Here is a 23,713-nt window from a genome sequence, read left to right as displayed (position 1 = left end):
GAGGCCCGGTCGGATGAGGCGAGTCAGCAGGTCTTCGGACTCGGGGTCGTCCCGACGGGGTGCCTTCCCGGGCTGGTTGCCCAGTGGCGTCGTACCCCGCCAGTCACCCTCACCGCTGCGCGACAGTCCCGGACTCGCACCGGGTTCCCTCTGCACTGGTGTGCGTCTGACTCGCCACCGAGCCTACGACACCGGCGGCCGCGACCCCCTTCGCCCTCCCTCCGGCACACCCGGCCCCCACCACCACCGCATCTCCCTATGGTCGTGGCATGAGCGAGGACACGAGGACCCAGCGCGAGCGGATGCTCGCCGGAGACCCCTACGACGCGAGCGACCCGGAGCTCGCGGCGGCGAGCGCTCGGGCCCGCGACCTGCAGGACCGCTACCACCGGGCCACCCTCGACGCCGACGGCGAGGACCCACGGGCCCTGCTCGCCGAGCTCGTCGGCGAGCTCGGCGAGGACGTCGAGATCCGCCCGCCCCTCTACCTCGACTACGGCGCCCACCTGAGCATCGGGGCGCGCACCTTCGTCAACTACGGGCTCACCGCGCTCGACGTCACGCCGATCCGCATCGGCGAGGACTGCCAGATCGGACCGCAGGTGCAGCTGCTCACCGCCACCCACCCGCTCGAGCCCGGCCCACGACGGGACAAGGTCGAGGCGGGCGAGCCCATCACCATCGGCGACAACGTCTGGCTCGGCGGCGGCGTCATCGTCTGCCCGGGCGTGACGATCGGCGACGACTCGGTCATCGGGGCGGGCGCGGTCGTCACCCGCGACATCCCCGCGGGGGTCGTGGCCGTCGGCAACCCGGCCCGGGTGGTCCGCGAGCTGTGACCCCCTTCGCCTCCTAGACTCAGGACACACCGACTCGGGGCACACCGCACGGACAGAGGGGACACCATGCGCGGACGCAGGACCTGGGGTGCGCTCGTCGCGCTGACGCTCGTCGCGAGCGGGTGCTCGCTCCTCGAGGGGGACGACGGGGCCAGCACGAGCACGTCGTCGTCGACCTCTCAGGCGCCGACGTCGAAGCCCGCGAGGTCGAGCATCGAGACCTTCGACCCGCCGCGCACGGGGCGCGACTGGGTCGTCCTCGTCGACGACCCGGGCGAGACCCAGCGCGTCGCCGACGAGCTCGAGGCCGACGGCCTGCCCCTCACCTCGGTCAACACCGCCGTGGGCATGGTGACCCTGCGGACCGACGACACCGACGTGGCCGAGCGGGCGAAGGGGGTCGACGGCGTCACCGATGCCGTCACCGACCGCGCCGCCTCCTGGTCGCCGGAGCCCCCGGCCGAGCCCGACCCCGGCGACACGACTCCCGCAGCGGACCTCCCTTCGCCCCCTCAGGCACCGGAGGGCGGTGACCCCTTCGACGGCTGGCTCTGGGGCATGGAGGCGGTCAACGCCCGGGGCGCGCACGAGGTGACGACGGGTCGCCCCGAGGTGCGCGTCGGCGTCATCGACACCGGCATCGACAAGACCCACCCCGACCTCGCGCCGCGGCTCGACGCCGGGCTGTCCCAGAACTTCGTCGTCAGCGACATCGCCGACATCGACGGCGAGTGCGAGCACGAGAGCTGCGTCGACCCGGTCGGCGAGGACGACGGCGGGCACGGCACGCACGTCGCCGGCACGATCGCCGCCGCGGCCAACGACCTCGGTGTCACCGGCGTCGCCCCCGACGTGACCCTCGTCGACCTGCGGGCCGGGCAGGACGGCGGGCTCTTCTTCCTCGGGCCGGTGGTCAACGCGCTGACCCATGCCGCCGACCAGCGGCTCGACGTCGTCAACATGAGCTTCTACGTCGACCCGTGGCTCTACGCCTGCGAGGGCGGCGCGCCGGGCGACACCCCGGAGCAGGTGGCCTTCCAGGACGTCATGCTCGAGCTCGTGCACCGCTCGCTCGACCGTGCGCACGAGCAGGGAGTGACGCTCGTGACCTCCGCGGGCAACGACGGCGCGGACATGGGCGCCCCGAGCCGCGACACCTCGAGCCCCAACTACGGCGGCGACACCCGCACCCGCCGCGTCGACCCGAAGACCTGCGAGCGCCTGCCGCTGTCCGGCGAGCACGTCATCGCCGTCGCCTCCGTCGACGAGGGCAATGTGCGCTCGACCTTCAGCAACTGGACCTCGCACCCCGACGACGGTCTCGTCGACGTCGCCGCACCCGGCGGCGAGGAGAGCTCGGGTCGCGGCGGCATCCTCTCCGCCGCGTCGCGCTCGGTCGTCACGGCCGAGGGCTTCGTCGACGACGAGGGCCGGGTCACCGAGACCGGCACCGAGATGGTCGTGCGCAGCTGTCCCGAGTCGATCGCTGGCAACGACCCCGACCCGGACGGGGAGTGCGGGCTCTACGTGTGGAACCAGGGCACCTCGATGGCCTCGCCCCACGCCGCCGGGGTCGCCGCGCTGATCATCAGCGCCCACGGCGACCGGATGGCGCCCGACGACGTGGCGCGGCAGCTCGGCGAGAGCGCCACCGAGATCCCCTGCCCCGATGACGAAGGGAGCGTCCGCTGCGTCGGCACGACGGCGGACAACGGCATCTTCGGCGAGGGCGTCGTCAACGCCGACCGCGCGGTGCGCTGACCCCTCCCGGTCGCTGAGGAGGTCGCGCAGCGACCGTCTCGAAGCGCTGCCTCAGCGCACGCACTCACCCGTCCCGACCTCGGCGCTCGCCCGCAGGCCGTCCTCGACGACCGGGCGGGTCTCCTCGAGGGTGAGGACGTAGCCGGTGGTCTCGTCGGAGGGCGACTTCGCGAAGACGGTGCCCACGACCTGGCCCGTCGGCGAGAGGAGCGGGCCGCCCGAGTTGCCCTGCTGGACCCGCGCGTTGATCGAGTAGATGTCGCGGGTGACACCGAGCGTGCCGTCGATGCCTGCGCCGCGGGCCTGCAGGACGTCGCGAACCCGGCCGGCCTCGAGGTCGTAGGGCCCGCCGAGGGGAAATCCCGCGACGACGACGTCGTCACCGTGGGCCTGCCGGTCGCCGGTGGGCAGGGCGGGCGCGGTGAGGTCGGGCACGGCGAGGACCGCGACGTCGCGCAGCGGGTCGAAGGCGACGGTCGTGGCGGCGTGGGTGCGGCCGGTGCCGCCCACCTGGACGACGGGGTGGTCGACCCCGGCGACGACGTGCGCGTTGGTGACGATCCGCTGGTCGGCGACGACCCAGCCGCTGCCGGTCTGGGTGCCGCCGCAGGCCCCGCCCATGACCTTGACGACCGACTGCCCGGCGGCCGCGATGCCGCGGCCCCGGGTCGTGCCCGGCTCGGGGGCCTCGACCGGGCGGATGCGCTCGGGCTGCACGCCGGCGAAGACCCGGGGGAAGCCGCTGTCGAGCGAGCGGTAGGCACCGCTGATGACCTGCTCGGCGCTGGCCGGCATCACCCCGTCGATGCCCTGCAGGACCCGTGAGTCGGCGACCGCCCGCGGGGTGGACTGGAGGCTGCCGACGACCGCCCCGGCGCCGAGCCAGACGAGCCCGGCACCGACGACGACGGCGCCCACCGCACCCAGGAGCGAGTCGACGAGGCGTGCCGGGCGGCTGCTCAGGCGAGAGCGCCAGCGGGCCCCGAGGGCGGTCCCGAGCTGCTGGCCGACCACCGCACTGATGAAGGAGCCGATGATGACGACGAGCACCCGGACCGTCGGGTCGCCCGCCGCAGGCTGCCAGCGGTCGAGCACGAGCGGCAGCCCCCAGAGGGCGAGCAGCCCGCCACCGAGCAGGCCGGCAATGGCCAGCGCCCCGGCGACGATCCCGGCGCGCCACATCCCGGCGGCGTAGAGGACGAGCGCGAGCACGAGGAGCACGTCGAGCAGGAGGGCATCGGTCATGAGCGGGGCAGCCCCATGGCCCGGGAGACGAGGGCGACGGGTGCGGTCATGGGGCGCTCCTGGTGTGCTGGCGAGTGGGCCCCGTGGGACTCGAACCCACAACCTACGGATTAAAAGTCCGCAGCTCTGACCGGTTGAGCTAGAGGCCCGGCAGGCACAGCGTAGTTGGCCGACGACGACGGTCGGTCGACCCCCTTCGCCCCGTCAGACGCCGAGGTAGGCGCTCTGCACCGCCGGGTCGTCGGCCAGCTGCGCGGCCGGGCCGGAGAGGACCACCCGCCCCTCCGCGAGCACGTAGCCGAAGGACGCGATCCGCAGCGCGGAGCGGGCATTCTGCTCCGCCAGCACGACGCCGATCCCCTCCCGGTTGATGTCGACGATGGCGTCGAAGACCTGCTGGGTCACCAGCGGGGCCAGACCCATCGACGGCTCGTCGAGGATGAGCATCTTGGGGTCGGACATGAGCGCGCGCCCGATGGCGACCATCTGCTGCTGGCCACCGGACAGCGACCCCGCACTCTGCCCGGCCTTGTCCTTGAGGATCGGGAAGAGCTGGAAGGTCCGGTCGAGGAGCTCGCGCGTGCGAGCCTTGTCGCGCCGACCGACGTAGGCACCGAGGACGAGGTTCTTCTCGACCGACATCCGGGGGAAGAGGTGGCGCCCCTCCGGGCAGTGGGCCAGCCCGCGACGCACGATGGACGCGGTGCTCGCCCGCGTCACGTCGGCGCCGTCGAACTCCACCGTGCCGGACCGGGCGCGGATCACGCCGCTCACGGCGCGGAAGAGCGTCGACTTGCCCGACCCGTTGGCCCCGAGGATCACGGTGAGCTCGCCGGCGGCGGCCGTGATGTCGACCGAGTGGAGGACGTCGACCGCGTCGTAACCGGCCCCCAGGCCGGAGATGGTCATCATGGCGTCGCTCCCTGCTGGTCTGCGCCCGCGCCGAGATAGGCCTCGATGACGAGCGGGTCGGTCCGGATCTGCTCGGGCGTCCCGAGCGCGATCCGCTGCCCGTGGTCGAGGACGACGATCTGGTCGGCGAGGTTCATGATCATCGACATCTTGTGCTCGACGAGGCACACCGTCGTCCCGTCGGCGACGACCCGCCGGATGAGCTCGCCGAAGCCCTCCGTCTCCTCGTCGGTCGTGCCCGCGGCCGGTTCGTCGAGCAGGAGCAGCCGGGGTTCGGTGGCCAGCGCGAGCGCGAGCGAGACCCGCTTCTGGGTCTCCTGCGGGAGGGTCGTCGCGATCTCGTCGCGCAGGTGCGCGGCGCCGACGAAGTCGAGCACCCGCATCGCCTTCTCCAGGCTCTTGCGCTCGTCGCGGCGGTGTCGCGGGGTGCGCAGCACGGCGTCGAGGGCGGTCGAGCGGGTCCGCACGACGCAGGCGGCCAGGACGTTGTCGAGCACGCTCGCCCCGTCGAAGAGGTGCGTCGTCTGGAAGGTCCGAGCGATGCCCTGGCGCACGGTCTGGTGCGGCTTCATCCCGGTGATGTCCGTGCCGTCGAAGGTCACCGACCCCGACGTCGGGCGGTAGAAGCCCGCGAGGAGGTTGAAGAGGGTCGACTTGCCGGCGCCGTTGGGGCCGATGATCGCGGTGACCTGCCCCTCGGGCACGTCGAAGCTGACGTCCTTGACGGCGTCGAGACCGCCGAAGCGCTTGCTGAGATCACGCACCTGCAGCAGCATCAGTGCACCTCCTCGACGACGTCACGGTGGTCGGCCGCGTCGGTGGCGGTCGGGTCCGTCGGTGGGCGGGAGCGGCGCCGGGAGAGCAGCGCGTTGAGGTAGCCGACGATCCCCTTGGGCGCGAAGATCACGAGGAGCACGATGATCGGCCCGAGGACGATGAAGCGGTAGGACTCCAGGTCCTGCAGCATCTCGAAGAGGAAGGCGACGAGCAGGCTGCCGACGAGCGGCCCCATGACCGTCCCCATCCCGCCGATGAGCAGGAAGAGCAGGAACTGGAAGGTCAGGTCGATCGCCGCGGAGTCCGGCCCGATGAATCCGGTGAAGGAGGCGAAGAGCCCGCCCGCCAGCCCGGCGATGCCGGCCGAGGCCGTGAAGGCGAGCTGCTTGCTCACCGCGACGTTGACACCGATGGACTTCGCGAGGTCCTCGGAGGTGCGGATCGCGACGAGCGAGCGTCCCGCGGGCGAGGTGAGCAGGGCGTGGGTGGTGTAGATCGCGAGCGCGAGCACGACGAGGACGAAGAAGTACATCGTCGTCTCCTGGGTGAAGTCGATCGGCCCGATGTTCTCGGGGAACTTCACGCCGCTCACCCCGGAGTGCGCGTGGGTCACGCTCTCCCAGCGCGTGATGACGATGAAGACGAGGAAGCCGAGCGCCATCGTGAAGATCGCGAAGTAGGACCCCTGGGTCCGCAACGCGATGAGCCCGGAGACGTAGCCGAGGGCCGTGGTCACGAGGATCGCGAGGGCGAAGCTGGCCCAGAAGCTCCAGTCGCGGTCCGTCGTCAGCAGGCCGACGACATAGGCCCCGATCCCGAAGAAGGCGCCGTGGGCCAGCGACAGCTGGCCGGTGAGCCCGAGGATGATGTTCATCCCGTAGGCCGCGATGGCGTAGATGAGGGCCGTGGTGACGATGCGCACCAGATAGGGCTGTTCGCTCAGGACGAAGGGGGTCACCACCAGTGCGAGGGCGACGATCCCGACGCCGAGGAGTCGCAGGTTGAAGGAGGTCGTCATCGCTGGGCCACCGTCCCGAAGAGTCCTGTCGGCTTGAGAGCCAGCACGCCCATGAGGACGACGAAGATCGCCGCCTCACCCGCGCCGACCGAGATGTAGGTCGAGGCCATGACCTCGGCGAGGGCGATGAGGAAGCCGCCGAGGATCGCGCCGGGCAGGGAGCCGAGGCCGCCGAGGATGATGATCGCGAAGACGATGAGGTTGAGCGACTCCCCCATCCCCGGCGAGAGCAGCTGGATCGGGGCGACCAGGCCGGCCGAGATGGCGACGAGGGCGAAGGACACCGCGAAGGTGACCATCGAGACCACGCCGGGGTTGATGCCGACGAGCGCGGCACCGGTGCGGTCCTGCTCGACGGCCTCGATCGCCTGGCCGTGGACCGAGCGCTTGAGGAACCACGTCAGGGCCAGGAGCACGACGACGGCCGTGACGATGATCAGCACCCGCTGGGCCGAGATCTCCGCCCCGAGGAGCCCCACCCGACCGCTGAAGGGCGACTCCATCCGCAGGAATCCGGTGCCCCACACCTCCTGCACGACGGAGATGACGAAGAACATCACCCCGACCGTGGCGATCATGTGGTGCGTGTGCGGGGCCGTGCGCAGCGGGTGGAAGACGAGCCGCTCGAAGATGACCCCGATGACGGCCAGGACGAGCGCCGCGCACACGATCGCCGCGACATAGGGCAGACCGACGTCGACCATCATCGAGTAGGTCACGTAGCCGCCGAGCATGTAGATGGCGCCGTGGGCGAGGTTGGGGAAGCCCAGGACCCCGAAGACGAGGGTCAGGCCGACGGCGGCGAGGCAGTAGATGCCACCGAGAGCGAGACCGTTGATCAGCTGCTGCAGGAAGAGCGTCATGTCAGACCCCTGTGCCGGCGCGGTGCCTGCGGTCCCGACCTCATTCCTTCGGCTGCTCGATCTCGAAGGACTCGTACGTCCCGTCCTCGGTGCGCTGGGCGGCCTTGAGGTCGTCGGCGACGAGGTGCCCGGAGTCGGTGATCCGGTTGGGCGCGAAGGCGACCTGGTACTTGGGGTCGACCTCCTCGACGGCCTCGGCCATCGCCTCGCGGATCGCCTTGGGGTCGTCGACGCTCCCCGACAGCTCCATGGCCTTGATGAAGATCGGCAACGCCTGGTAGTTGAGGGCGATGTCGGCGTTGACCGGCTTCTTCGAGTCGAACTTCTTCTGGTAGTCGGCGATGAACTTCTCGGTCCCGTCGAACTCGGTGAGCGGCGCGATGCCGACGGAGTTGTCGAGGTTGTCGGGGTCGGTGAACTCCTCCATCTCCTCGTACTTCGCCTGGTCGAGGATCATGAAGGAGCCGTCGAAGCCCTGCTTGCGGGCCTCTTCGATGATCAGGGCGGTCGGCTGGGAGGGCCCGCCGACCATGATGACGTCCGGCTTGCCGGAGAGGGTCTTGGCGACCGGGCCGGCGAAGTCGGAGACCGTGCCGTAGTTGATGTTGTTGTTGGCCTGCACGGTGCCGCCGGCGTCCTTCCACGCCTTCGTCATGTGCGTGGTCCACTCCTGGCCGAACTCGCTGGAGGTCGCGAGGAGGCCGAGCTTGCCCTTGCCCTTGGTGTCGACGTGCTCGATGAAGGGCTGGATGTAGCTGGTGAAGGACGGCGGGATCATCACGGTGAGCGGGTTGTCGCTCTCGACGATCGCCGGGTCGGAGCTGTAGGCGCCGATGAGGAACTCGCTGCGGCCGGAGTTGAGCTCCTGGGCCGCCTTGATCCCGCCGGCGTGCGGGACGAAGACGACGACCGCGCCGTCCTTCTGGACGAGGCGCTGGGCATTCGTCCCCGTGGTGCCGGGCTGGTACTGGTCGTCGAGGCTCTCGAGCTTGACCGTGTACTTCTTGCCGTCGACCTCGACGCCCTCGTCGTTGAGCTGGTCGATGGCCATCTGCAGGCCGTTCTGGACGTTGAGGCCGTACTCCGCGGCGCCTCCGCTGATCCCGGCCGAGTAGCCGATGGTGATCGTGTCCCCGTCTCCGGAGCCCCCGCTCCCGGAGCCTCCGCATGCGGCGAGGGCTGCGACGAGCACCCCACTGGCGGTCACGGCGAACAGGCGGGTCGTACGCGTCGACAATGCAGCGGCCATCGAGCTTCTCCTCGTTGAGAACTTGTGAATCTGGGTTCAGATTCAACTCTGGCCCCGCACACTAGGCGAGGGTTGCGGACCTGTCAACGAGTGGCCGGGCGACGTCGGGAGGCCCGGCATCTCGGGGGACTTTGCCCGCGCACGTGATCTGGGGCACAGTGGCCTGATGCCTGCGGAGACCCTGCAGGCCGAGCACGAGAGGACGCGATGAGCACCCTGGATCCCGCGCCGAAGAAGGTCGCCGTCATCGGCGCCGGCATGGTCGGACTGTCCACCGCATGGTTCCTGCAGGAGCACGGCGTCGAGGTCGAGGTGCTCGACCGTGACGGCGTCGCCGCCGGCTCCTCGTGGGGCAATGCCGGCTGGATCACCCCCGGCATCTCGACGCCGCTGCCCGACCCGGCCGTCCTCTCCTACGGGATCAAGGCGGTCATCTCCCCCGCATCCCCGGTCTACGTGCCGGTGACGGCCGACCCGCGGCTGCTGCGCTTCCTCGCGGCCTTCACCCGCAACAGCACGATGCGCCGCTGGAGCCTGTCGATGCGCGCCCTCGTGCCGATCAACGGTCACGCGATCAGCGCCTTCGACGACCTCGCCGCCGGCGGCGTGAGCGCCCCTGCGCGAGAGGCCCGTTCGTTCATCGCCGGCTACGAGACCAAGGAGCAGACCGAGTTCCTGCTCACCGAGCTGGAGCACATCGCCGCCTCCGGGCAGGACGTCGGCTTCGAGGAGCTGAGCGGCGACGAGGTCCGGGCCGCCGAGCCGACCTTCTCCGACCGGATCGGGGCCGGCATCCGGCTGCTCGGCCAGCGCTACCTCAACCCCGGCGAGTACGTCGCAGCGCTCGCCGACTCGGTCCGGGCGCGCGGCGGCAAGATCCGCGAGGGCAGCGAGGTCACCGGCATCACCGACGAGACGAAGGGGGTGCGTCTCGCCGTCCGTGGTGGCGGCGACGAGCGCTTCGACCGGGTCGTCGTCGCCACGGGCACCTGGCTGGACCACCTGGCCCGCCCCTTCGGCGTGAAGATGCACGTCCAGGCGGGCCGCGGCTACAGCTTCAGCGTGCCGATCGACCACACCCCGCAGGGCCCGGTCTACCTGCCCGCGCAGCGCGTGGCCTGCACGCCCCTCGGCGACCGGCTCCGGGTCGCCGGGATGATGGAGTTCCGCAAGCCCGAGGCCGCCCTCGACCCCCGGCGGATCACCGCGATCGTCGACGCGGCCCGCCCCTACCTCACCGGCGTCGACCTCGACGACCGGCAGGACGAGTGGGTCGGCTCGCGCCCGTGCACCTCCGACGGGCTGCCGCTCATCGGCGTGACGAGCTCGCCGCGGGTGAGCGTCGCCGGCGGCCACGGCATGTGGGGCATCACCCTCGGCCCGGCCACGGGACGCCTGCTCGCGGAGGCGATGGTCACCGGTCGCCCGGCGGCGGAGCTGACCCCCTTCGACCCGCTGCGCTGAGCGACGGGTCGATGTATGAGGGTGAGCCCCAGCGCACCGAGACACATCAACTCGGCTGCGGGGAGGTCAGGCGATGAGGACCGCGACCGTGTGGATCGCCAGGCCGGCGAGCGCGCCGACGACGGTGCCGTTGATGCGGATGAACTGCAGGTCGCGCCCGACGAAGAGCTCGATCCGCTCGCTCGCCTCGTCGGCGTCCCACCGCTCGACGGTCACCGAGATGACCTCGGCGAGCTCGTCGCCGTAGGTGTTGACGAAGAAGGCGACGATCTCGCCCAGGTGCTGCTCCAGACGCTCCTGCCACGCCGTGTCGTGCGCGAGGTGGTCACCGAGGTGCGTGAGCAGCTCGTCGCCGCGTGCCCAGAAGTAGGAGTCCCGGTCGGCCATCGCGCCCAGGAGCGAGGCGCGCAGCGACTGCCACACCGCGACCGCGCTCGTCGGCACCTGCGGGTGCGCGAGCAGGCGCTCCTTGAGCGACTCGGCGCTCGCCATGACGTCGGGGTCGTGCTGCAGGTCGGCCGCGAGACGCCGGAGCAGGTCGTCGAGGGCGGTGCGCGCCGGGTGACGCACGTCGGCGCGCATCTCGGCGAGCCACCCGAGCGCCTGGCGATAGGTCCAGTCGATGACCTTGTCGTCGACCCACTCGGGGGTCCACCACGGGGCGCGGTCGCCGACGACCTGCTTGAAGAGGTCGGGGTTGTCGTCGAGCCAGCGCCGCACCTCGTCGAGGCCGAGGTCGACGAGGCCGGTGTGGTTGCCGCCCTCGACGACCCCCTCGAGGAGGGAGCCGAGGATCGGGCTGATCGGCTCCTGGGCCAGCCGCGGCAGGAGCAGCTGCTCGAGGAAGTCGTGGACGTCGTCGTCGGCGACCCGCTCGAGGGCCCGGGCGCCGCCGCGGGTGACCTCGGTGAGCACCCGCTCGCGGTGCGCCGACTCGCCGAGCCAGGTGCCCACGCGCTCGGCGACGTGCGCGGCGGCGAGCCGGTCGCGGGCGATCTCCTCGGTGAGGAAGTTCTCGGTCACGAACTCCTGCAGGCTGCGCCCCAGCTCGTCCTTGCGCTTCTTGACGAGCGCGGTGTGCGGCACCGGCACCCCGAGCGGGTGGCGGAAGAGCGCCGTCACGGCGAACCAGTCGGCGAGTGCACCGACCATGGCCGCCTCGGCGGCCGTGTTGACGAAGCCCCACACCCCGTCGTGGTCGAGGCGCAGGGTGGCGACGAAGACGACGGCGGCGAGGACGAGCAGGCCGGTGGCGACGGTGCGCATGCGGCGCAGACCCGCTCGGCGCCGCTCGTCGGCCGGGGACTCCTGGAGGAAGCTCACGCCCCGATGATGTCCCATCGAGCGCCTTACACTGGACTCCCGTGGAGTTCCTCAACGGCTTGACGCCCCAGTTCGACCTGACCTACGACGACGTCTTCATGGTGCCGCGGCGCAGCGAGATCGCCAGCCGCCACGAGGTCGACCTGACGACCACCGACGGGACCGGGACGACGATCCCGCTCGTCGTCGCCAACATGACCGCCATCGCCGGCCGCCGCATGGCCGAGACGACCGCCCGCCGCGGCGGCCTGACGGTCATCCCCCAGGACATCCCCGTCGACGTCGTCGCCGACGTCATCTCCTTCGTCAAGAGCCGCGACCTCGTCCACGACACCCCGATCACGCTCGAGCCGAGCGCGACCGCCGGGGAGGCGCTGGCCCTCATCAGCAAGCGGGCCCACGGCGCCGGCATCGTCGTCGAGGACGGCCGCCCCGTCGGCGTCGTCACCGAGCGCGACCTCGACCGGGTCGACCGCTTCACCCAGGTCCGCGACGTCATGTCGCCCGACCCGATGACCCTGCCGGCCGACGCCGACCCGCGCGCCGCCTACGAGCAGCTGCACCGGTCCCGTCGCCGCGTGGCCCCGGTCGTCGACGCCGACGGCCGCCTCGTCGGCATCCAGACGCGCAAGGGCGCCGTGCGCGCGAGCATGTACTCCCCCGCCGTCGACGCACAGGGCCGGCTGCGGATCGCCGCAGCGGTCGGCATCAACGGCGACGTCGGCGGCAAGGCCGCTGCCCTGCTCGACGCCGGCGCCGACGCCCTCGTCGTCGACACCGCCCACGGGCACCAGGCCAAGATGCTCGACGCCCTGGCCGCCGTCCGCGCCCTCGACCCGCAGGTCCCGGTCGTCGCGGGCAACATCGTCTCGGCCGACGGGACCCGCGAGCTCATCGAGGCGGGCGCCGACATCGTCAAGGTCGGCGTCGGCCCGGGCGCGATGTGCACGACCCGGATGATGACCGCCGTGGGCCGCCCGCAGTTCTCCGCGGTGCTCGAGTGCGCGGCCGCCGCCCGTGAGCTCGGCAAGCACGTGTGGGCCGACGGCGGGGTCCGCCACCCGCGCGACGTCGCCCTCGCGCTGGCCGCCGGAGCGAGCAACGTCATGATCGGCTCGTGGTTCGCCGGGACCCTCGAGTCCCCCGGAGACCTCGTCACCGACCCCGACGGGCGCAGCTACAAGGAGTCCTTCGGCATGGCCTCCGCGCGGGCGGTGCAGAACCGCACGGCGAGCGACTCCCCCTTCGACCGTGCCCGCAAGGGCCTCTTCGAGGAGGGCATCTCCAACTCGCGGATGTACATCGACCCGGCCGGCCCCGGCGTCGAGGACGTCATCGACGAGATCATCGGCGGCGTGCGCAGCTCGTGCACCTATGCGGGCGCCACCTCGCTCGAGGAGTTCCGCGAGCGCGCGCTCGTCGGCCTCCAGTCGACGGCGGGCTTCGCCGAGGGTCGACCGCTGCACACCTCCTGGTGATGTCGTGAGATCCCTCGAGCCGCTGCAGGCGCCCGTCGACCCCGTCGAGGCGCTGCGCCGCGTCGGCTTCCTCCTCGAGCGCTCCCGGCAGCACAGCCGGCGGGTCGAGGCCTTCCGCGGGGCCGTGGCGGTCCTGCGCGAGCTCGACGAAGGGGAGGTCCGCCAGCGGGTCGAGGACGGCACCATCACCGAGCTCAAGGGCATCGGCAGCTCGACCGCGGGCGTCATCGAGCAGGCCGTGCGCGGCGAGCTGCCCGACTACCTCGTTCGCCAGCAGGAGGAGCACGGCGGCCCGCTCGTCGAGGGCGGCGAGGACTACGCCGCCGCGATCATCGGCGACTGCCACCTGCACTCCGACTGGTCCGACGGCGGCAGCCCGATCGACGAGATGGTGCTCACCGCCGTCGAGCTGGGTCAGGAGTGGATGGTGCTCACCGACCACTCCCCGCGGCTGCGGATCGCGGGCGGCCTGTCACCGCAGCGCCTCGGCCAGCAGCTGCAGCTGCTCGCGGCGATCGACGACTCCCTCGGCGACGCCTTCACCGTCATGTCGGGCATCGAGGTCGACATCCTCGACGACGGCGAGCTCGACCAGACACCCGAGATGCTCGGCCGGCTCGACCTCGTCACCGCCTCCGTCCACTCGAAGCTCAAGATGGCCAAGGGCTCGATGACCCGGCGCATGGTCGCGGCCGTGAGCAACCCCCGGGTCAACGTGCTCGGCCACTGCACCGGTCGGCTCGTCACCGGATCGCGCGGCACGCGGCCGCAGAGCGACTTCGACGCCCGCGCCGTCTTCGAGGCCTGCGCCGAGCACGACGTCGCCGTGGAGATCAACTCCCGCCCCGAGCGCTGCGACCCCCCGGACGAGCTCGTCGAGCTCGCCCTCGAGATCGGCTGCCTCTTCGCCGTCGACTCCGACGCGCACGCCCCTGGACAGCTGGAGATGAAGGCCTACGGCGCCGAGCGCGCGGAGCGTCTCGGGGTCCCGCTGGACCGCATCATCACGACGTGGGACGCGGAGCGGGTGCGGGCCTGGGCGGCCCCCGCCTGACTCGTTTTGGCGATCCGGGATGTGTCTGCGTATGCTTTCCGAGTCCTCGACGGATTCGGGTGCTGCCTGCTGCGTAGCGAGGGGTCTTCGGAGACGGGTCCCCATCGTCTAGCGGCCTAGGACCCCGCCCTTTCACGGCGGTAGCACGGGTTCGAATCCCGTTGGGGATACAACCTCGCAAGACCCTAGGGTTTTGCGGAGTCACGCACAGATGTATCGTGCACGTGCCTTGCACACCAAGGCCCTGTAGCGCAGTTGGTTAGCGCGCCGCCCTGTCACGGCGGAGGTCGCGGGTTCGAGTCCCGTCAGGGTCGCTCGCTGGTCCGGTTCGGACCGGCTCGGCCAGGTAGCTCAGTTGGTACGAGCGTCCGACTGAAAATCGGAAGGTCGGCGGTTCGACCCCGCCCCTGGCCACCAGAGCCTCGTCCGAAGGGCGCCACCGACACGGTGGCGCCCTTCGGCGTTCCCGGTACCGACATGGAAGACTGACCGCTCGTGAGCCGACCGTCGAAGACCCCTGCCTTCACCCACCGGCTGCGACGGGCAGCCCGCGCCGCGGTGACCGAGCTGCAGCCCGCCCCGGCTGCCCCGGCCGAGCCCGCCGACGCGCCCCAGGAGCCGACCTCCGAGCCGACTCCCGAGCCGGCCGCCCCGACCGCCACGGCGCCCGCTCCCGCCGAGCCGCTGGCGCCCGAGCGGACCGTCACGGCCGTCCACTCCCCGGTCCCCGCCCTCGACCTCACCGTCGCCGTCGCCGCCGGGCCGCGCCTGAGCGCCCTGCTCGCGCCGGAGTGGCAGCAGCGTCAGCTCGACCGCCGCAGCTGGCAGCCGGCCCTCGAGGGCGCCGACCTCGTCCTCCTCGAGGGCGTCGACGGCACCGTCCCCGGCTGGGGCGACGGCAGCGCGCTGACCGAGGTGCTCACCGCCGCGCGCGAGGCCGGCGTCCCGACCGCCCTGTGGGTCACCGACGACACCCTCCCCGGCGCGTGGGCCGAGCAGGTCGACACCGTCGGCAGCTCCTCGGCCACCGCCCGCGAGGCCCTGGCCGCCACCGGCCGCGAGGTCCACGACTGGGCCCCGGCCGCCCAGCCCCGCGCCCTCGGCCCGGCGCGCGAGGACGCGACAACCACCCGCCGCTCCGGCGTCCTCGCCGTCGTCGACGGCCTCTCCCGCCTCGGTGACGACTCCTCCCTTCGTCTCGTGGCCGATGCGCTCAAGCCGATGGCGAAGGGGGACACCCGCCTCGTCCGCCGCCCCGGCAAGTCCTCGCTCGTCACCCTCCCCCCGGCGCTCACCGACCGGACCGGTGACGACGTCGCCGTCGGTGACGCCCGGGTCCTGCTCGACCTCTCGGCGACCTCGCCCGCCGCGGCCTGGACGACGCTCGACGCGGCGATGGCGCAGACGCCCGTCGTCGGCACCACCGAGCACGCCGACCTGCCCGCCGAGATCGAGGCCCTCGTGCCCCGCGTCGAGGACGGCAAGTCGCTGCGCAGCGAGCTCGTGGCCCGGGTCAACCAGGAGGAGCTCGTCGCCCGCGAGGGGCTGCGCCTGCAGCGCGCCGTCCTCGCCGGCCACACCGGCGCCCACCGGGCCCGCGCGATCGCCGCGGCCGCCGGTCGGGACGTGCCCGCCCTCACCCCCGCGACGATCTCGGCCGTCGTGCCGACCAACCGCACCCACGAGCTCGACAACGTCTTCGCCAACCTCGGCCGGCAGGACCACCCCGCTGTCGAGCTCGTGCTCGTCCTGCACGGCCTCGAGACCGACGACGACGAGCTGCGCCGCCGCGCCACCGCCGCCGGGGTGCAGGAGCTGCAGATCGTCCACGCCGACGCCTCGCTCACCCTCGGTGCGTGCATGAACCTCGGCGTCGACGCCTCCGGCGGGCAGTACATCGCCAAGATGGACGACGACAACTTCTACGGCCCGCGCTACCTGTCGGACCTGCTCGCCGCCTTCTCCTACACCGACGCCGGCATCGTCGGGAAGTGGGCGCACTACGTGTGGCTGCGCTCCACGGGCGCGGTCGTCCTGCGCTACCCCGACTCCGAGCACCGCTACGAGCGGCGCATCCAGGGCGGCTCGATGCTCTTCGCCGGCGACGTGGCCCGCGACGTGCGCTTCAGCGACATCCCGCGCGCCGTCGACTCCGACATCCTCGACCGCTCGATGGAGCAGGGCGTGCGCGTCTACTCCGGCGACCGCTACAACTACGTGTCGGTCCGCGGCGACGACCGGCACGCCCACACCTGGACGGTCACCGACTCGACCTTCCTCACCGCCACCGGCCGACTGCTCTTCTACGGTGACCCCACGACCCACGTGAGCCTCTGACCCCGGCGTCCCCCACGCCCCGACGACGACAAGGACCCCCATTGGCCCCCATCGACAAGAACGCCGCCCGCGCCCAGGGCAAGCGCGCCGCCCGCGCCGTCGTGCGGCGGGTGCGCCTCGACCCGCTGGCGACCCTGCCCAACCAGGGCGGCTCGGTCGGCAAGCGCGCCATCTTCGCCCAGGCGCGCCTGCTCATCCTCGACGCCCGGGCCTTCGACCAGGGACTGCGACTGCTCTCCCGGGTGCCCGAGTCGGCACTCGGCGCGACCGGCCACGGTCTGCGCGCGTGGTCGCACATGTCGCTCGGCGCGATCGACGAGGCCGTCCAGGAGGCCTGGGCCACCCTGGAGCGCAACCCCGACGCCGAGGCCCTCGGCCTGGCCATGGCCGTCGCCACGCGGGCCAACCACAAGGACCTGCTCCGGCGGGTCAACGACCTCGCCGAGAGCACGACGCCCCGCACGACCAAGGACGCCGAGCGCCTCCTCGGCTGGTACACCTCGCGCGACGTCGCCCAGGCCGAGGCCTTCATCGCCAACGTCGACACCTGGCGGGTCAACCACACGACCCACTCCCTCGACCTCATCCGCACCGAGACGCAGATCCGCGCCGCCGGCGACGAGGACGCCCAGCGGGCCACCGCGCTCGAGGTCGGGCGCACCGGCAAGGCCGGCTTCCGCTCCGCGACCCGCGCCCTCGGCAAGCTCAAGGGCTGGGACGAGCTGCGCGAGCTCTACCGCGAGGCCGACCTCGAGACGATCACCGTCGTGCCCAACAAGACCTCGCACTCGCTGGCCCAGCGGGCCGCGCGCGCCGGGTGGCTCGACACCGCGCAGGTCATCTCCGGCCGCCTCATCGAGCTCGGCCACAAGAAGGCGCGCGAGACCCACGCGCAGGTCTCCGACCAGATCCACATCGGCGCCACCGGCTGGCCCGTCGACGAGGCGCAGGAGCGCTCCTACGAGCCCAACCCGCGCGCCGTGCTCTCCGTGCTCGCGCAGTCGCTCCCGCACCGCTCCGGCGGCTACGCGACCCGCAGCCACGGCATCCTCACCGGCCTGCAGGGCCTGGGCTGGGACATGCTCGCCGCGACCCGCCTCGGCTTCCCCTACGACTTCTGGGGCCAGGGCGACAAGCGCGAGGTCGAGCCCTTCGACGTCGTCGACACGATGACCTACCGCCGCCTGCTCGAGCCGGGCGAGCGCGAGTACCGGACCACCCCGATGGCCGGCTACATCGAGCGCTTCGCCGAGCGCCTCGAGGAGGTCGCCCGCGACCACCGCGCCGGCCTGATCCACGCGAGCAGCTTCCAGAACAACGGCCTCGCCGGCCTGCGTGCCGCTCGCCGGCTGGGCATCCCCTTCGTCTACGAGATGCGCGGTCTCGAGGACCTGATGAAGATCTCGCGCAATCCCGAGTTCGGCCGCACCGACGCCTACCGCTACATGACCGGGCTCGAGCTGCACATCGTCCAGAACGCCGACCTCACCTTCGTCATCACCGAGGCGCTGCGCGAGGAGATGATCCGTCGCGGCGGCCCCGCGGACCGGATCGCCGTGCTGCCCAACGGCGTCCACACGGCGCAGTTCGAGCCCCGGCAGCCCGACGAGGCGCTCATCGACGAGCTCGGCCTGCGGGGCAAGACGGTCATCGGCTACGCCGGCGGCCTCGTCGACTACGAGGGCCTCGACCTGCTGCTGCTCGCCGCCGCGGAGCTGAAGAAGACCCGCGACGACTTCGCGGTCATCGTCGTCGGCGACGGGCACTTCGAAGGTCAGCTGCACCGGATGGCCCGCGAGCTCGACGTCCTCGACGTCGTGACCTTCACCGGCCGCGTGCCGCACGAGGAGGTCGCGCGCTACCTGTCGATCTTCCAGATCACGCCCTTCCCGCGCCTGCCGCTGCCGGTGTGCGAGCTGATCAGCCCGATCAAGCCCTTCGAGTCGATGGCCATGGGCAAGGCGTGCATCTCGAGCTCCGTCGCCGCCCTGACCGAGATCGTCAAGCCCGACGAGCGCGGCCTGGTCTTCGAGAAGGGCAGCTCGCAGGACTTCGCCCGGCAGATCGCCCGCTATCTCGACGACCCGCAGCTGCGCGAGCGGATGGGCCGCCAGGCCCGCGAGTGGGTCCTCGCCGAGCGGGACTGGAGCGACGTCACCAAGATCGCCGACGAGGCCTACCACCGCCTCCTCGGCTGACCGCTGCGCCCATGACGAAGGGGGGCGCTCACCTCGCGGTGAGCGCCCCCCTTCGTCGTGCTGGTGCTGCTAGGGGATGTCCTTGACGGAGATCTCGTCGGAGTTCTTCGACGTGAGGTCCTCCGCCGCCAGCGCCCGGTAGAGCATGGGCGTCAGGGTGCGGATGTAGGTCGCCGTCACGTGGCTGCCCTGGCGGTAGACGAGCGAGTCGCCGATGACCGGCGGGCACTCCTTGCCGGGCGGGCAGATCCACTCGTTGAGGTCGACGAAGGGGACGTCGGCGGCGGTGGCCGACTCCTGCAGCGCCTTGGTGCCGCGGCCCTTGCGACCGTTGTCCTCGTCCGCCGGGAAGGCGCACGTGGAGAAGTCGTCGGGGTGCTCCTCGACGCAGGTGTAGACCTGCTCCTTGCCCGGGCGGGGGCTGTCGGAGAGGACGACCACCTTGGTGCCCTTGGCCTTGAGCTCCGAGATGGCCTCGGTCATGCCCTTGCGCAGGGAGGGCGAGCTGCCGGCACCACCGGAGACGAGCGCGACGTCGGGTGCGCCCTCCTCGTCGAAGTGCTTGTTGGCATTGCGGCCGAACTCCTCGCAGTCGCTGCGGGCACCGTCGTAGGTGAAGGAGCACGCGGACTTGAGGTAGAGCTCGACGCGCCAGCCCTCGTCGTGGGCGATCGCCTCGACGGCCGGGAACCACTGGCCCATCTTGGAGTCGCCGAGCATGGCGATCGTCTGGTCGCCGTCGGTCTTGCCGTAGACGCACGAGGTGTCGACATCGGCGTCGCCGGGCTGCACCTGGCAGTCGTCGTCGTAGTAGCGGGGCACGTCCTCGGGCGCGACGGCCGGGTCCGGCGTCGTCGTGCCCGAGCTCGCGAAGACCTTGCTCGCGTCCTCGCGGACCTTCCACACGTCGCTCGACGGGTCGGCGACCAGGGCGGTCGCCCCGGGCACCTTGGCGTCCTCGTCGAGCTTCGGCACGGTGGCCCACACGGCGGTGCCGACGAGCGCGGTGACGATCATCGACGCCAGGCCGAAGAGCAGGCCCCGCGATGCCTTGGCGCTCAGGCCGGGGTGGAAGCGCACCGGGTCCTCGACGAGGTGCTTGGTCAGCCAGGCGAGGACGACCGAGACGATGCCGATGAGCACGAGGTGGCGGATGCGCACCTCGGGCCAGGCGGTCTTGGCGATGGTGATGAGCGGCCAGTGCCACAGGTAGATCGCATAGGAGATGCCGCCGATCCACACCATCGGCTTGAGGCTGAGCAGCCGCGCGGTGGCGGTGGCCTGGGTGGCGCAGCCGGCCGCGATGATCAGCGCCGCGCCGACCGTCGGGGCGAGCGCCCACGCGCTCGGCCACGGGGTCTTGGAGGTGAGGAAGAAGGCCGACCACAGCACGAGCAGCAGGCCGGCGCCCGCGAGCAGCTCGGCCGCCAGGCGGGGCAGTCGCGTCAGCCGCAGGACGAGGAAGGCCAGGAGCGCGCCGATGGCGAGCTCCCACACCCGGGTCGTCGTGTAGAAGTAGGCCGTCGCCGGGTCGCTCTTGGTGTGCAGCACCGAGTAGACGAGCGAGGCCGCGGCGATGACGGCGAGCACACCGAAGAGCAGCGGCTTGGGCCGCATCCGGGTCCGGCGCGCCACCATGAGGCCGACGATGATGATGAGCGGCCAGACGACGTAGAACTGCTCCTCGACCGACAGCGACCAGTAGTGCTGCAGCGCCGAGGGTGCGGCGTCCTCCGCGAGGTAGTCGACCGACCTCAGGGCCAACGCCCAGTTGATGACGTAGAAGGTCGCGGCGATGACGTCGGCGCCGAGGTTGAGCCGGTCCGGTCCGGGCAGCAGCGCCCAGCCGAGCAGGGCCGTGACGATGAGCACGACCGAGGCGGCCGGCAGGAGCCGCCGGGCCCGGCGGGCGTAGAAGTCGGCGATCGAGATCGTGCCGGTCTTCACCGTCTCGCGCAGCAGCAGCGAGGTGATGAGGAAGCCGGAGATGACGAAGAAGATGTCGACGCCGACGAAGCCGCCGGGCAGGAAGGGGATGCCGACGTGGTAGATCAGGACGGTGCCGACGGCGACGGCCCGCAGGCCCTCGATGTCGCCACGGAGGTTCTTCTTCCCCTTCGCCCCGTGGTGCGCCTCGGCCGCGGCCTCCTTGGCCCCGGCCTCTGCCTCGGTGACCTCCGACTGCAGGGAGGTGTCCCCGGTCCCAGCGGTCACGCGTCGCCCCGTCGGGTCGCCCCCACCGAGCTGGCGAGGACCTTGGCGATCCGCTCGCCGGCGTGGCCGTCCCACAGCGGCGGGGTGTCCCACTCCTGGAGCGGGCCGGTCGCGAGGACCTCGGAGACCCGCTCGGAGAGGGTCTCGCGGGTGACGAGCTGGTTGGTGCCGTGGGTGATCGTCACCGGGCGCTCGGTGTTGGGGCGCAGGGTGAGGCACGGGACGCCGAGGATCGTCGTCTCCTCCTGCACGCCGCCGGAGTCGGTGACGACCGCGGCCGCACCGCGGACCAGGCCCATGAACTCGATGTAGCCGAGCGGGTCGATGACGCGCATGCCCGGGTGGTCGAGGAAGCCGGCCTCCTCGAGGCGGGCGCGCCCGCGCGGGTGCAGCGGGATGACGACCTGCGCCTGGTCGGCGACGGCGTGCATCGCGGCGACGAGCGCCTTGACGTCCTCCGGGTCGTCGACATTGCCCGGGCGGTGGAGCGTGGCGACGATGTAGTCGCCCTCGATGCCGACCTCCTGGCGCACCGCGTCGGCGTCGAAGCGGGGCTTGTTCTTCAGGAGGGTGTCGATCATCGGGTTGCCGACGAAGTGGATCTTGTCGGGGTCGGTGCCCTCGTTGCCGAGGTGGCCGATGGCGTCGGTGCTCGTCGTGAGGAGCAGGTCCGAGAGCTTGTCGGTGACGAGCCGGTTGATCTCCTCCGGCATCGTCATGTCGAAGGAGCGCAGGCCCGCCTCGACGTGGGCGAAGGTGATGCCGAGCTTGCTCGCGACGAGGGCCGCGGCGACCGTCGAGTTGACGTCGCCGTAGACGACGACGAGGTCGGGGCGGCGCTCGGTGAAGAGCTCCTCGAGGGCGATCATCACCTTGGCCGTCTGCGCGCCGTGCGCGCCGGAGCCGACACCGAGGTTGACGTCGGGCTTCGGGATGCCGAGCTGGCGGAAGAAGACGTCCGACATCTTGTCGTCGTAGTGCTGACCCGTGTGCACGAGCAGCTGCTCGACGTCGTAGGCGGCCAGGGCCTCGAGGACCGGGGCGGCCTTGGGGAAGTTGGGGCGCGCACCGGTGACGTGCACAACAAGGGGAGCCATGTCAGCCCTTCGCTCTCGGGGGGATTACAGCCAGTCAGTGTGTCACGGGCCGGTGGACGGCCCATGATCCACACGCCGTGGCCGGGCGAAGGGGGCGCGCCCCCCTTCGCTCAGGTCCCGAAGTCGGGGTGGCGCAGCAGCCCGAGCCACTGCTCGCGGGCATTGGCGAGGAAGTGCCCCGCGTCGGCGGACCACGTGTGACCGTCGCCGGCGTGCCGCACGTAGACGTAGCCGATGTCGTGGGGGCGGTAGATCATCGCGCCGGCGGCGGTGGCCGCCCGCATGAGGGCGCTGTCGACGGCGCGGGGGACGTCGGCCCAGCCGCCGAGGTCACGCAGCTCGTCGGCCCCGACGAGGATCGTGCCGCCGGCCACCCGGTGCACCGCCGACTCGGGGGTGCCGATGACGCGGCGCACGGTGGTGTCGAGGGCCTCGACGTGCACGACGGTGCTGCTCTTGCCGACGACGGGCGCCCCGGAGACCCGGCGCGCGATGGCCAGGTCGAGCAGGTGGTCGGGCCCGTAGTGGTCGTCGTCGTCCATCTTCGTCAGCAGCTGCCCGCTCGCGGCGTCGGCGGCCAGCTGCAAGGCGTGGCCGAGGCTGCGGTCCCCCGGCGCGGCGACGACGGTGACGGCGATGTCGCCGAGGTCGGGCGTCGGCAGGTCGTCGGGGTCGCCGCCGTGGACCGCGACGACGACCTCGGCGGGCGGCAGCGTCTGGGCCCGGATCATCGCGCCGATCGCGCCGAGCAGGTGCGGCCGGCGGGTGGCGAGCAGCACCGAGGTGCTCGGGGCGAGCGCGTGGTCGGCGAGCGGGGCGAGCACCTGCCGGCGCTGGCGGACCGACGCGACGTCGAAGCCGAGGTCCCCCGGCCGTCCGTGCGCGGCGCCGGGCACGACGGCGTGGACGCGGCGGGCCACGACGGCGGGCAGGTCGCCCACGACGAAGGTCCCGCGGGCGATCGCCCGGGTGACGAAGTCGGCGAGGGCCGCGGTCGTCGCCGCGTCGGGCGAGGGGCCGGCGGGCTCCGCGTCGACGGTCAGGGCGTGCACGTGGTCGAGCCGGGCGAGGCCGTCGGCGAGCGCCTCGGGTCGCTCCCACGTCCCTCGAAGGGGGCGACGCCACGGGCTGGTGAGGGTCCAGCCGCTCTGGGCCAGGTCGAGGTGCGCGCGCCGGTCGCTGTCGGGCCCGGGCACCCGGCCGACGGGGGTGTCCCCGGCGGCGGGGGCGCTCGCGTGCGTCGTCATGGCCCCCACGCTAGTCGTCACTATCCTGCTGGCATGCCCGCTCACCCCCCGTCGTGCGCCGTCGTCGACGCCGACGCCCCCGATGCCGCCGACCGCCTCGAGGAGGCGATCGGCTCGGCCGAGGCCGTGCTCGTCCACCGGTCGGGCGCGCAGCTGCTCGAGGGTGCGCCCGAGCGGCTGCTGCGCGTGCTGCACCGCCCGCACCGCCGGCTCGTGCGGGTGCACAGCGACGCGGGCCCCTGCTACCTCGCGCGGACCGAGCTGCTCGTGGCCGCGATGCGGCACGGCGTCGAGATCGACGAGCTCGTCGCCGACGCCCCCGGTCTCGACCGCCGCCTCGCCGAGGCCTCCGGCGCGGTCCACCTCGACGGGCCGACCGCGCTCCACGACCCGGCCGCCGGGCGGTGGCGGGTCTGGGTCGACGGCGCGGTCGTCGGCATCGGTTCAGCACCCGACGCCCGCGCGGTCGGGCGGGCGCACAGCACGCCGGCCGTCCTCCTCGGGCTCGCCCGGCGCCGCGCCGGTCGGGTGCGCCGCGAGGCCGTCCGGCTGCGTCAGCGCCCGGGCCGCTAGCCCGGCCCCAACTCTGCAAAACCCTAGGGTTTTGCAGAGTTCAGGGCGGCCAACCTTGCAAGAC

At 72.1% G+C, this 23,713-nt stretch carries 18 protein-coding genes, 4 tRNA genes and 1 riboswitch; of the genes, 11 read left to right on the top strand and 11 right to left on the bottom strand.

Going from position 1 to position 23,713, the window contains the following annotated elements:
- Window positions 1-8: 8 nt before the first annotated feature.
- Window positions 9-186: riboswitch (cobalamin riboswitch) on the bottom strand.
- 83 nt (window positions 187-269) lie between these two features.
- On the top strand, window positions 270-839 hold the full coding sequence (locus ACQBJO_RS01485; RefSeq protein WP_255185103.1) for a sugar O-acetyltransferase: 570 nt from the start codon (window positions 270-272) through the stop codon (window positions 837-839).
- Between the two features lie 66 nt (window positions 840-905).
- Window positions 906-2,600, top strand: coding sequence for a S8 family serine peptidase (locus tag ACQBJO_RS01480; RefSeq protein WP_421008056.1), 1,695 nt, complete (start codon window positions 906-908; stop codon window positions 2,598-2,600).
- A gap of 51 nt (window positions 2,601-2,651) precedes the next feature.
- On the opposite strand, the gene ACQBJO_RS01475 is transcribed toward ACQBJO_RS01480, so the two are convergent.
- The 7 genes from ACQBJO_RS01475 to ACQBJO_RS01445 all read right to left on the bottom strand — a co-directional run bounded on the left by ACQBJO_RS01475 (window position 2,652) and on the right by ACQBJO_RS01445 (window position 8,664).
- Entirely contained in the window at window positions 2,652-3,845 is a 1,194-nt protein-coding gene (locus tag ACQBJO_RS01475; RefSeq protein ID WP_421008055.1) for a MarP family serine protease, read from the bottom strand.
- A gap of 75 nt (window positions 3,846-3,920) precedes the next feature.
- Window positions 3,921-3,994, bottom strand: a tRNA-Lys gene (locus ACQBJO_RS01470).
- 55 nt (window positions 3,995-4,049) lie between these two features.
- Entirely contained in the window at window positions 4,050-4,757 is a 708-nt protein-coding gene (locus tag ACQBJO_RS01465) for an ABC transporter ATP-binding protein (protein WP_421008054.1), read from the bottom strand.
- Window positions 4,754-5,533, bottom strand: a complete 780-nt coding sequence (locus ACQBJO_RS01460; protein WP_421008053.1) for an ABC transporter ATP-binding protein — start codon at window positions 5,531-5,533, stop codon at window positions 4,754-4,756. The genes ACQBJO_RS01465 and ACQBJO_RS01460 overlap by 4 nt, the downstream gene beginning before the upstream one ends.
- Window positions 5,533-6,552 carry a branched-chain amino acid ABC transporter permease gene (locus tag ACQBJO_RS01455; protein WP_421008052.1) on the bottom strand — a complete coding sequence of 340 codons (1,020 nt, stop codon included), beginning with the start codon at window positions 6,550-6,552 and terminating at the stop codon, window positions 5,533-5,535. Before ACQBJO_RS01455 ends, ACQBJO_RS01460 begins: the two co-directional genes overlap by 1 nt.
- Window positions 6,549-7,415, bottom strand: a complete 867-nt coding sequence (locus tag ACQBJO_RS01450) for a branched-chain amino acid ABC transporter permease (RefSeq protein WP_421008051.1) — start codon at window positions 7,413-7,415, stop codon at window positions 6,549-6,551. The genes ACQBJO_RS01455 and ACQBJO_RS01450 overlap by 4 nt, the downstream gene beginning before the upstream one ends.
- 40 nt (window positions 7,416-7,455) lie before the next feature.
- Window positions 7,456-8,664 carry an ABC transporter substrate-binding protein gene (locus tag ACQBJO_RS01445; RefSeq protein WP_421008050.1) on the bottom strand — a complete coding sequence of 403 codons (1,209 nt, stop codon included), beginning with the start codon at window positions 8,662-8,664 and terminating at the stop codon, window positions 7,456-7,458.
- A 207-nt stretch (window positions 8,665-8,871) separates the two neighbouring features.
- Between ACQBJO_RS01445 and ACQBJO_RS01440 the strand changes: the two genes are divergently transcribed.
- Window positions 8,872-10,128, top strand: a complete 1,257-nt coding sequence (locus tag ACQBJO_RS01440; RefSeq protein WP_255185096.1) for an NAD(P)/FAD-dependent oxidoreductase — start codon at window positions 8,872-8,874, stop codon at window positions 10,126-10,128.
- Window positions 10,129-10,194: 66 nt separating this feature from the next.
- On the opposite strand, the gene ACQBJO_RS01435 is transcribed toward ACQBJO_RS01440, so the two are convergent.
- A complete protein-coding gene (locus tag ACQBJO_RS01435; protein ID WP_421008049.1) occupies window positions 10,195-11,451 on the bottom strand; it encodes a DUF445 domain-containing protein in 1,257 nt (418 codons plus the stop codon).
- Window positions 11,452-11,492: 41 nt separating this feature from the next.
- Between ACQBJO_RS01435 and ACQBJO_RS01430 the strand changes: the two genes are divergently transcribed.
- From ACQBJO_RS01430 to ACQBJO_RS01400, 7 genes are all read left to right on the top strand, one after another.
- Window positions 11,493-12,929, top strand: a complete 1,437-nt coding sequence (locus ACQBJO_RS01430; RefSeq protein WP_421008048.1) for a GuaB1 family IMP dehydrogenase-related protein — start codon at window positions 11,493-11,495, stop codon at window positions 12,927-12,929.
- A gap of 4 nt (window positions 12,930-12,933) precedes the next feature.
- The gene (locus tag ACQBJO_RS01425; RefSeq protein WP_421008047.1) at window positions 12,934-13,983 is read left to right on the top strand and encodes a PHP domain-containing protein; all 1,050 of its coding nucleotides are present in this window, start codon (window positions 12,934-12,936) and stop codon (window positions 13,981-13,983) included.
- A 97-nt stretch (window positions 13,984-14,080) separates the two neighbouring features.
- Window positions 14,081-14,153: transfer RNA gene (locus ACQBJO_RS01420), tRNA-Glu, on the top strand.
- 70 nt (window positions 14,154-14,223) lie between these two features.
- Window positions 14,224-14,297 (top strand) — tRNA-Asp (locus ACQBJO_RS01415).
- A 26-nt stretch (window positions 14,298-14,323) separates the two neighbouring features.
- Window positions 14,324-14,400 (top strand) — tRNA-Phe (locus ACQBJO_RS01410).
- A gap of 78 nt (window positions 14,401-14,478) precedes the next feature.
- A complete protein-coding gene (locus ACQBJO_RS01405; protein WP_255185092.1) occupies window positions 14,479-16,320 on the top strand; it encodes a glycosyltransferase in 1,842 nt (613 codons plus the stop codon).
- Between the two features lie 41 nt (window positions 16,321-16,361).
- Window positions 16,362-18,518: a glycosyltransferase family 4 protein gene (locus ACQBJO_RS01400; protein WP_421008046.1), complete on the top strand. Its 2,157-nt coding sequence runs from the start codon at window positions 16,362-16,364 to the stop codon at window positions 18,516-18,518.
- Between the two features lie 69 nt (window positions 18,519-18,587).
- On the opposite strand, the gene ACQBJO_RS01395 is transcribed toward ACQBJO_RS01400, so the two are convergent.
- The 3 genes from ACQBJO_RS01395 to ACQBJO_RS01385 form a co-directional block, all read right to left on the bottom strand.
- Window positions 18,588-20,732 (bottom strand): acyltransferase family protein, encoded by a 2,145-nt coding sequence (locus ACQBJO_RS01395; RefSeq protein WP_421008045.1) that lies wholly within the window; start codon window positions 20,730-20,732, stop codon window positions 18,588-18,590.
- Window positions 20,729-21,829: a non-hydrolyzing UDP-N-acetylglucosamine 2-epimerase gene (wecB, locus tag ACQBJO_RS01390; protein WP_255185089.1), complete on the bottom strand. Its 1,101-nt coding sequence runs from the start codon at window positions 21,827-21,829 to the stop codon at window positions 20,729-20,731. Before wecB ends, ACQBJO_RS01395 begins: the two co-directional genes overlap by 4 nt.
- 110 nt (window positions 21,830-21,939) lie before the next feature.
- A complete protein-coding gene (locus ACQBJO_RS01385; protein WP_255185088.1) occupies window positions 21,940-23,076 on the bottom strand; it encodes a glycosyltransferase in 1,137 nt (378 codons plus the stop codon).
- Window positions 23,077-23,109: 33 nt separating this feature from the next.
- Between ACQBJO_RS01385 and ACQBJO_RS01380 the strand changes: the two genes are divergently transcribed.
- A complete protein-coding gene (locus ACQBJO_RS01380; protein WP_255185087.1) occupies window positions 23,110-23,649 on the top strand; it encodes a hypothetical protein in 540 nt (179 codons plus the stop codon).
- The last annotated feature ends 64 nt before the right edge of the window (window positions 23,650-23,713 follow it).

It is taken from the genome of Janibacter zhangyanbonis, from assembly GCF_050507325.1.
Taxonomy (GTDB): Bacteria; Actinomycetota; Actinomycetes; order Actinomycetales; family Dermatophilaceae; genus Janibacter.
The sequence above is the reverse complement of the archived record's forward strand: the minus strand, read 5'-3'. Positions and strand labels throughout refer to the sequence as shown.

Bases quoted from the DNA above. Each gene is read 5' to 3' on its own strand.
- ACQBJO_RS01380 (WP_255185087.1), top strand. From the start codon at position 23,110: ATGCCCGCTCACCCCCCGTCGTGCGCCGTCGTCGACGCCGACGCCCCC.
- wecB (WP_255185089.1), bottom strand. From the start codon at position 21,829: ATGGCTCCCCTTGTTGTGCACGTCACCGGTGCGCGCCCCAACTTCCCC.
- ACQBJO_RS01485 (WP_255185103.1), top strand. From the start codon at position 270: ATGAGCGAGGACACGAGGACCCAGCGCGAGCGGATGCTCGCCGGAGAC.
- ACQBJO_RS01475 (WP_421008055.1), bottom strand. From the start codon at position 3,845: ATGACCGATGCCCTCCTGCTCGACGTGCTCCTCGTGCTCGCGCTCGTC.
- ACQBJO_RS01480 (WP_421008056.1), top strand. From the start codon at position 906: ATGCGCGGACGCAGGACCTGGGGTGCGCTCGTCGCGCTGACGCTCGTC.
- ACQBJO_RS01465 (WP_421008054.1), bottom strand. From the start codon at position 4,757: ATGATGACCATCTCCGGCCTGGGGGCCGGTTACGACGCGGTCGACGTC.
- ACQBJO_RS01460 (WP_421008053.1), bottom strand. From the start codon at position 5,533: ATGCTGCTGCAGGTGCGTGATCTCAGCAAGCGCTTCGGCGGTCTCGAC.
- ACQBJO_RS01455 (WP_421008052.1), bottom strand. From the start codon at position 6,552: ATGACGACCTCCTTCAACCTGCGACTCCTCGGCGTCGGGATCGTCGCC.
- ACQBJO_RS01445 (WP_421008050.1), bottom strand. From the start codon at position 8,664: ATGGCCGCTGCATTGTCGACGCGTACGACCCGCCTGTTCGCCGTGACC.
- ACQBJO_RS01440 (WP_255185096.1), top strand. From the start codon at position 8,872: ATGAGCACCCTGGATCCCGCGCCGAAGAAGGTCGCCGTCATCGGCGCC.
- ACQBJO_RS01450 (WP_421008051.1), bottom strand. From the start codon at position 7,415: ATGACGCTCTTCCTGCAGCAGCTGATCAACGGTCTCGCTCTCGGTGGC.
- ACQBJO_RS01385 (WP_255185088.1), bottom strand. From the start codon at position 23,076: ATGACGACGCACGCGAGCGCCCCCGCCGCCGGGGACACCCCCGTCGGC.